Source organism: Okeania sp. SIO3I5 (genome assembly GCF_010672085.1).
Taxonomy (GTDB): domain Bacteria; phylum Cyanobacteriota; class Cyanobacteriia; order Cyanobacteriales; family Microcoleaceae; genus Trichodesmium.
The window spans coordinates 1-7,357 of sequence record NZ_JAAHHT010000352.1 but is presented as its reverse complement, the minus strand read 5'-3'; the positions used below and the strand labels follow the sequence as shown (position 1 = coordinate 7,357).

The following is a 7,357-nucleotide window of genomic DNA, read 5'->3' as shown; positions in this document are numbered from 1 at the left end:
CCAAGGGGAGGTTTTAAACCAAAAATTTTCGGTAATAGGATATTTATTAGATACAAATATTCTCTCTGCTCTTATTAAACAAGATTCTAAACTATTGTTTCGGCTTGATAATGTTAATTATAGAGAAGAGAAACTTTTTATCAATTGTATTAACTATTTTGAAAGTAAGGGAGGTTTATTAGCAATTAATTCCCAGAAAAAGTTAGCTATTTTGGAGGGTTTGTTTCAATAATGGATAATGGATAATTACCTCTCCCTAAAAGAGAGAGGATTGACTAAAAGGAAAAAATTTATTTTTTCCCCCTTTATTGGGGAGGCTTTAAACCTGAATTATCTAATTATCTAATTATTTAATTGTTTAATTGTTTCGGTAAAAATAATATCAATATTTTGTTTTTAGACAAGATAGAGATAATTAACATCGCCTCTGGCATTTATGCAAATTTAAGGCAGAAAGAAACACCCATACAAATTCCTGGTATTCTGATTGCAGCTACGGCAATTTATCATAATCTGGTGTTAGTTTCTAATGATTCTGATATGCTAATAATTGAAGGTCTAATTTTAGAAAATTGGTTACAGCAATCCTAAATAGGTCTTCAATAATTAACAATTATTTCTTCTTATAAATTCATTCTTATAAAGAAGAGGATTGGCTAAAAGGAATAATTTTTCTTCTCTTGGTCGATTGGATATGCTTAGGTAACCTCGGCATCCCATCCTACGGACTGCTCCGCTTGCCTACCGCTTTTTTCTCCATGAATGGAGAGGTTTTATACCTTAATTTTTCGGTAAGGTTTGCTCTTGGGTTTGGAGACCAAACCCCTACAATTTTTTCTCTCGAATGATTTCATATTGCAATAGCTCAAGTTAATTAAAATCATGGCTTCTACCACAAGTTCTAGTATAAAAAATTATGCCCTAGTCACCCTTGCTTACTGGGGTTTCACCATTACTGATGGTGCTTTGCGAATGTTGGTGCTACTCTACTTCCACAAAATTGGCTATACTCCTCTAGAAATAGCCTTTTTGTTCTTATTTTATGAAGTTTTTGGGATATTCGCCAATTTTTTCGGTGGTTGGATCGGTTCACAATTTGGATTAAGACTGACTCTCTATAGTGGTATTGGGATACAGGTTTTCTCTCTAATTATGCTTTCTTATGTAGACCCAAGTTGGGCGCAATGGTTGGCTGTATCTTATGTGATGGTAGCACAGGCATTTTCTGGAATTGCTAAAGATTTAACGAAAATGAGTTCTAAAAGTGCTATTCGGTTAGTTGTGCCTAAAGATGCTCAATCATCTCTATTTAAGTGGGTAGCTGTTTTAACTGGTTCCAAGAATGCTCTTAAAGGAGCTGGTTTTTTTCTAGGTAGTGCGCTCCTGTCATTATTTGGATTTGTTAATGCTCTGTGGATAATGGCGGGAGGATTGTTTTTGATTATGTTCACTGGTTTAATCTTGCCAAAGGATATGGGCAAAATTAAGCAGAAGGTGAAATTTAAACAACTTTTTTCTAAGAGTCAGGAAATTAATATTCTTTCTGCTGCTCGCTTCTTTTTATTTGGTTCGCGAGATGTTTGGTTTGTAGTGGGATTACCCGTTTTCTTGCAAGGTGTTTTGGGTTGGTCGTTTTATCAAGTTGGTGGATTTATGGCTTGTTGGGTGATTGGCTATGGTATTATTCAATCTTTAGCACCGTCGCTTATACAGAAATTTGGTTCTGGTGAGCCACCACAATCAAAAACTATCCAATTTTGGACGTTTACATTGACTGGTATTCCCGGCGCGATCGCTCTGGGACTACAATTAGGTTTACCTGCTAATTGGGTTATTGTTGGTGGGTTGATGTTATTTGGCATAGTGTTTGCTTTTAACTCTGCAGTTCATTCCTACCTGGTATTGGCATTTACTGATGATGACAAAGTAGCTTTAAATGTTGGTTTCTATTATATGGCTAATTCTGGTGGTCGTCTTGCAGGTACGGTTTTATCTGGGTTGGTTTATCAGATATTTGGTTTAGTAGGGTGTTTGTGGGTATCAATGTTGTTTGTCTTAGCAGCAGCTTTAGTTTCTCTGAAGTTACCCGAGCCTCAACCTACTCAAGCTATAGCTTGGAAAGCTGGTGGAGGGGATTAAGAAGAAGAAGGAGTCAGGAGTTAGGAGTAGTAAATCTAGGTTGGGTAGAATAATAGTGAAACCCAACAAAATCTTGCTCTTTAATAGTGTTGTGTTGGCTTTCGATACCGATACAGTCGATGGGGATATCGCTATCCCTCACCTCTGTTACAAAACCGTGCATGAGAGTTTCCAACTCACACGGCTCCTGATAGCTAAGGTTATTTCGAGGTTAGGTTCACATACTTCCTTTTACCGCCTATATATATATAGTCGGGTCAGGCCACGCTAATATTATTGCCTTTGGCGCTTTGCCTGGAGGTTTATTTTTGGCATTTAGAGTCTCCTACTCTTCGAGTGGCTCTAATATCGCGTTTTCGGCTATGTTAGTTTCTGGTATAACCCGCCTACCTTAAGTACCTCCCCACGTCTGCGTATCCTAGACATTTCTCCAGGCTTGCTTCGCAGGGGTTTCCTTATCCCTAAAAGACATTGGTTAAACTTTTCCTACTCATCAAACGAGAGTCCAATAGGGGTTACTTCGTTCCCATAACACATTTCACGTTAGCTTGATAGTGTCCTGAGTCGTCCGAGATTTACTTTTCTTGTCCTTTAAGCGGTTGAAGACTTAAAGGGGCGTCATCTGTACCATTTTGGTCACGGGGGATACAAGGACAATTACCCCGATTTAGGTTGACGAACGTTTGACAGAATTCATGTTCTTTACCTTGACTAACTCCTCTGGCGGCGTCGTCCTTAGTCCTTAAGGCTTATCCGCTTTTAGCCCATGCACGGAGAGTAATGGTTGTTAACCCATTAAACCTGAGCTATGAAGTCACTCCCTAGCTGAGAGGGAAGGAATTGAACCTTAATAAAGTTATGAGTTTTTAACCATTTGGTTAAAGGGTCATGTTGCAATTTAAGCTTCTTTGACCCAACGAGTCGCACTCAACCCAACCTACTTCCTAAATAGGGCTTGCTGAAAAAGTCTTATGAGTAAGGAGACAGGAGGAATGGGTATGGGAGCGAGAAGGCAGGAGGAAGAATTTAATGAGTGATTTTTCTTCCTAAGTCAACCCTTTCATCCTCACTTTATGCAGCTATGCAAGAAGGAAAACCTTGTACTTTTTCAAGACTTGGAAAAGCTCAAACCATGATTAATGTCAATCCTTTTAGATTTAATCAGCAAGCCCTAAATAAATACATTAGCGATCGCATATCGTCAAAATTCCTCTTTCCGAACCTTTAGGAGATGTGAATTTATTGCCTCCTAGTGTTGTTTCGCCAATAACTTGACCAGTAGCAGTTAGTCGTCTGATTACTATAGGAAGAAATCTGCGAGTATTACAATCAATTTGCACAGCTATATAGACTTCTCTCATTCCATCTTCGTCTTCGCGATCGTATTGCTTTAATATTTCTGCTCCCCACAAATTATCGCCCAGGTGTTCAATAGTGTTCATATTTATTGATGTTGTTGCTTTACGGTATCACATCAAATAAACCCGCCGCGACAAAAGTTTTATATTCCCCCTGCTTCCCTTTGTAAGGGGGGAGAATCTTCAAAGTCCCCCTTTCAAAGGGGGATTTAGGGGGATTATCCACTGTAACAGACAAAATCCCACAAACGGTGAGCCATTTCTAATTTACTACAAGAAGGAATATCTAACTGACGACCTTCTGCATCCAGAATAATTCCCTGATTTGTATTACTGCCAAAACCCGCACCTTGGCGATCTATAGGGTTAGCAACAATAGCATCTAAATTTTTAACCCGCAATTTCTCTAACGCAGGAGCAACAATATCTCCAGTTTGTGCTGCAAAACCAATTAAATATTGGTGAGACTGCTTTAATTTTCCCAACTCTGCAATAATATCTGGTACTGCTGCTAAAGGTAATGAATTTGGTAGCGATCGCTTGGGCAATTTTTCACTACTATATTCAGCAGGTTTTACATCTGCCACTGCAGCAGTCATTACTACTATATCTGCTTCGGCAAAATGAGCTAACATTGCTTGTTGCATCTGAGCAGCATTTACTACTTCTATAATTTTTACCCCTGACAAGTGCAACTCTCCCAAAATACTATGCACCAAAGTTACATTTGCTCCTCGATGCAATGCTGCCTGAGCTATAGCTATTCCCATTTTACCCGTAGAAGGATTACCAATAAATCTCACAGGATCTAAATGTTCCCGCGTTCCCCCGGCACTAATTAATATTTTCTTACCTGCTAAATCTCTTTTACCTGCCGTATATAATAAAGATTCTATATTTGTGACTATTTCCCTCGGTTCGGCCATTCTACCTTGACCAACGCGATCGCAAGCTAAAATTCCAGAACCAGGGTAAATACCATAAAATCGTTTTTCTGTCAATATTTGTTGCCAATTTCGTTGTACTGCTGTTTGTTCCCACATATCAGTATTCATTGCGGGAGCTAATAAAATGGGGCAACTAGAAGCTAAAACAGTATTAGTCAGTAAATTATCTGCAAAACCATAGACTAATTTTGCCAAAGTATTTGCGGTGAGGGGAGCAATAACTATTATTTCTGCCCATTCTCCTAACTGAATATGCAGCGGACGTCCGTGAGAAGGTTGCCAAAAATCTTGGTCTGTATAAGCGGGATAACGACAGAGAGTAGATAAAGTTAGAGGTGTAATAAACTGTTGAGCAGCATCCGTCAAAATTGCTCTAACTTCAAGTCCAGATTTTACTAAAGTAGAAACTACTTCACAAACTTTATAAGCTGCAATACCACCACAAATACCAATTAAAACTTTTCTACCCATATTCACAAAATTCAAAATTCAAAATTCAAAAGTTATATTTTATCAGTTCAAAACCTTGACGCTTCAAAATCAACCTTTTAAGTTGATTAAACATCTCCAATAATCAAAAATAAAATCAATTAATATAGCAATCCTATTTTATTCATGTCAAAAATATTGCTACTTTTTGGTATGGAGGTTTGGGGGCAATGGGCAATGGTTCAATAATGGATAATGGATAATGGATAATGGATAATTACCTCTCCCTAAAAGGGAGAGGATTGACCAAGAAGGAAAAAATTTATTTCTCTTGGTCGATTGGATATGCCGAGGAGACCTCGGCATCCCTCGACCGCTTTTTCCCCTTGAAAGGGGAGGCTTTAAACCTGAATTATCTAATTATTTAATTGTTTCGGTAAGAGTTTAGGAGCTTATTTCTACTTTTTGATTACCCGCAACATGGATCGCTGATTTATATATAAATCACCAATTATTTTCTTCTAATCCCGTAGGGGCGATTCGTAAATTGCCTCTACTCCCTATTTTATATAAATGTCTATTTAGAAAAACTATATTCTTGAAGCTATAAGTAATAATTTTTGAATAATATGAAATAAAAAAATTGTGCAAATATGCAAATACAAGAATCGCCTCTACTCCCTATAAATCTTTAACGTATTTCATATAATTTAGATAAATCAGGAGTGTTAGGTAAAAAATATCCAAGGCAAAAAATATCCTGGTTATTATCCTAGAAAACCTACACTCCCAAATCAAAAAAATATTAAATTACTAACTGCGCATTCCTAATATTTTCCTTAAGCCTCATCACAAGGCTCTAGATCCAATAAATGGATATAAGGTTCAATTAACTCTGGACGTTGAAAGGCGATCGCTCGTAGCAGGTGCCAATCATTTAACCCGTCAAAAGGATTTTTATAGTCATCGTCCTCCAAACGAACAGCTAAGTTAGCTACATCTTCTGTAGTTAAATTAGAAACTTCTTGTAAAGAACGGGTTACAGTTTGCATCAAAACCAACCTCCTGAAATGGCATCTGCTGAAACTATTGACATACTCCCGACGTTCCCCTCCCCCCTTCCAAAGGGGGGTTAGGGGGGATGGAGAGCGCGGGATTCTTCAGCCAAGGAAGCCCTGACCGCAGTTTTAACAGAAGTGATGTCCTCCTCCTGTGTTGATAATAATCCTATTTTTTGTATTAGAAGTGCTGAATTATAGTCTCTATCGAGCTGCTGACCACACTTAGGGCAAGAGCGCCAACGCTCTGATAAGCTTTTAGAAACTTTGTTTAAGCATTTCCAACAATGCTGAGATGTGCCTTTTGGGTCTACGCGTGATAACTCGTTTACCTAGTTTCCAAGCTACATACTCTAAGACTTCAACAAACTGACCAAACGCTGCATCTTGCAAAGACTTATTTAATCCTGACTTAGCTGACTGGCCATTCGGTAAAAATTGACCATTATTACCTAATTTAGCTTTGCAACGTCGGACTAAATTGGCTAGAAGTAGGTCTTCTAGAAATATTACGCTTACATCACTAAACAAATAATAAGCAAGTTTGAATTGCCAGTCTAAACGTTGTCTAGCTATTAATTGATGAAGTTTGGCTATTTTACGCTTGAGAATTTTCCAGGGTGGGGAATGTTTTTGTTTTCTGGTTAATCTCACCTGAAGTTTAGATAATCTATGTTCAGATTTTCTAAAAAATTTAGGAACTTCTATAAACTCACCATTACTGGTAACAGCATAATGCAACAATCCTAAATCAAACATGCATGAGTTTTTTTCAGTGGGTTGAATTTCTGCACGCCTCAAAGGTACGGCCTTATCTTCTATCGTGAAGCTGATATACCATCCGTCAGCTTCAAGAATTACTGTACCTGTTTTAACCTTGAACCCCTTTGGTATTTGCCGATTGAAGACAAAAGGGACTAAACCAATTTTTGGTAGATTGACATGGGTAGCGACCATTAGCATTTTTGATATGGGTTGGTATTTGATAACTGAGCATAGCTGAAGGAATTATAATAATGTTTCCCCTTGAATTTAGGTCTGCCGCTGGTTTTACCGTTTTTATCAGGTAAGGTAAAGTTATCCATCGTAGTTTGTACCCGTTGGATCACATCTTGCAATACCTGGGAGTGCATCGACTTGTATTCAGGGAAGAGCTTTTTGGTTTGTGCTAAATCTGCTAGTTGAACAGTCTCCCACAAAACATAACCATTAATTATATTTGGGTGCTTATCTCCTTTCTTCGTTATTGGGTTGCCATCAATGCCTTTTTTTCTACCATCCCTGGTTTGTGTTCTAAACTCTGTCAAGTCCTAGACGGCATTTTCCTCGACATTTATAGACAATTGTGGACAAAATGTATAGGTATAACCGTCTTTTTTATGTACAACTTTTAATTTGCTGACATGAACACTTTTAGCTTTTTGTC

Annotated in this window: 9 protein-coding genes and 1 pseudogene; 3 read left to right on the top strand and 7 right to left on the bottom strand. The window is 38.0% G+C overall.

Annotation, left to right across the window (positions count from 1 at the left end):
• From F6K40_RS37480 to arsJ, 3 genes are all read left to right on the top strand, one after another.
• A partial coding sequence (locus F6K40_RS37480) for a PIN domain-containing protein (RefSeq protein ID WP_483143789.1) occupies positions 1 to 232 on the top strand: 232 nt, incomplete at its 5' end.
• A gap of 122 nt (positions 233 to 354) precedes the next feature.
• Complete coding sequence (locus tag F6K40_RS37475; protein ID WP_293144479.1) at positions 355 to 591, top strand: PIN domain-containing protein; 237 nt, start codon at positions 355 to 357, stop codon at positions 589 to 591.
• Between the two features lie 291 nt (positions 592 to 882).
• Positions 883 to 2,139: an organoarsenical effux MFS transporter ArsJ gene (gene arsJ, locus F6K40_RS37470; RefSeq protein ID WP_293144476.1), complete on the top strand. Its 1,257-nt coding sequence runs from the start codon at positions 883 to 885 to the stop codon at positions 2,137 to 2,139.
• Between the two features lie 13 nt (positions 2,140 to 2,152).
• Here the strand turns inward: arsJ and F6K40_RS37465 are convergent, their stop codons facing one another.
• The 7 genes and pseudogenes from F6K40_RS37465 to F6K40_RS37440 all read right to left on the bottom strand — a co-directional run bounded on the left by F6K40_RS37465 (position 2,153) and on the right by F6K40_RS37440 (position 7,238).
• Positions 2,153 to 2,302 carry a hypothetical protein gene (locus F6K40_RS37465; RefSeq protein ID WP_293144473.1) on the bottom strand — a complete coding sequence of 50 codons (150 nt, stop codon included), beginning with the start codon at positions 2,300 to 2,302 and terminating at the stop codon, positions 2,153 to 2,155.
• A gap of 1,021 nt (positions 2,303 to 3,323) precedes the next feature.
• Positions 3,324 to 3,581, bottom strand: a complete 258-nt coding sequence (locus F6K40_RS37460; protein ID WP_293144470.1) for a hypothetical protein — start codon at positions 3,579 to 3,581, stop codon at positions 3,324 to 3,326.
• 134 nt (positions 3,582 to 3,715) lie between these two features.
• Complete coding sequence (gene coaBC / locus F6K40_RS37455; RefSeq protein ID WP_293144482.1) at positions 3,716 to 4,915, bottom strand: bifunctional phosphopantothenoylcysteine decarboxylase/phosphopantothenate--cysteine ligase CoaBC; 1,200 nt, start codon at positions 4,913 to 4,915, stop codon at positions 3,716 to 3,718.
• A 797-nt stretch (positions 4,916 to 5,712) separates the two neighbouring features.
• Complete coding sequence (gene isiD / locus F6K40_RS37450; protein ID WP_293144467.1) at positions 5,713 to 5,925, bottom strand: protein IsiD; 213 nt, start codon at positions 5,923 to 5,925, stop codon at positions 5,713 to 5,715.
• An 80-nt stretch (positions 5,926 to 6,005) separates the two neighbouring features.
• Positions 6,006 to 6,194, bottom strand: a pseudogene (locus F6K40_RS41210) (hypothetical protein); the annotation flags it as partial.
• A complete protein-coding gene (locus tag F6K40_RS37445) occupies positions 6,190 to 6,888 on the bottom strand; it encodes an RNA-guided endonuclease InsQ/TnpB family protein (protein WP_365674145.1) in 699 nt (232 codons plus the stop codon). The gene F6K40_RS37445 and the pseudogene F6K40_RS41210, both read right to left, overlap by 5 nt.
• Entirely contained in the window at positions 6,888 to 7,238 is a 351-nt protein-coding gene (locus tag F6K40_RS37440; protein ID WP_293144461.1) for a hypothetical protein, read from the bottom strand. Before F6K40_RS37440 ends, F6K40_RS37445 begins: the two co-directional genes overlap by 1 nt.
• Between the last annotated feature and the right edge of the window lie 119 nt (positions 7,239 to 7,357).

Coding starts and splice junctions, on each gene's coding strand:
- arsJ (WP_293144476.1), top strand. CDS start 883: ATGGCTTCTACCACAAGTTCTAGTATAAAAAATTATGCCCTAGTCACC.
- F6K40_RS37465 (WP_293144473.1), bottom strand. CDS start 2,302: ATGCACGGTTTTGTAACAGAGGTGAGGGATAGCGATATCCCCATCGAC.
- F6K40_RS37460 (WP_293144470.1), bottom strand. CDS start 3,581: ATGAACACTATTGAACACCTGGGCGATAATTTGTGGGGAGCAGAAATA.
- coaBC (WP_293144482.1), bottom strand. CDS start 4,915: ATGGGTAGAAAAGTTTTAATTGGTATTTGTGGTGGTATTGCAGCTTAT.
- isiD (WP_293144467.1), bottom strand. CDS start 5,925: ATGCAAACTGTAACCCGTTCTTTACAAGAAGTTTCTAATTTAACTACA.
- F6K40_RS37445 (WP_365674145.1), bottom strand. CDS start 6,888: ATGGTCGCTACCCATGTCAATCTACCAAAAATTGGTTTAGTCCCTTTT.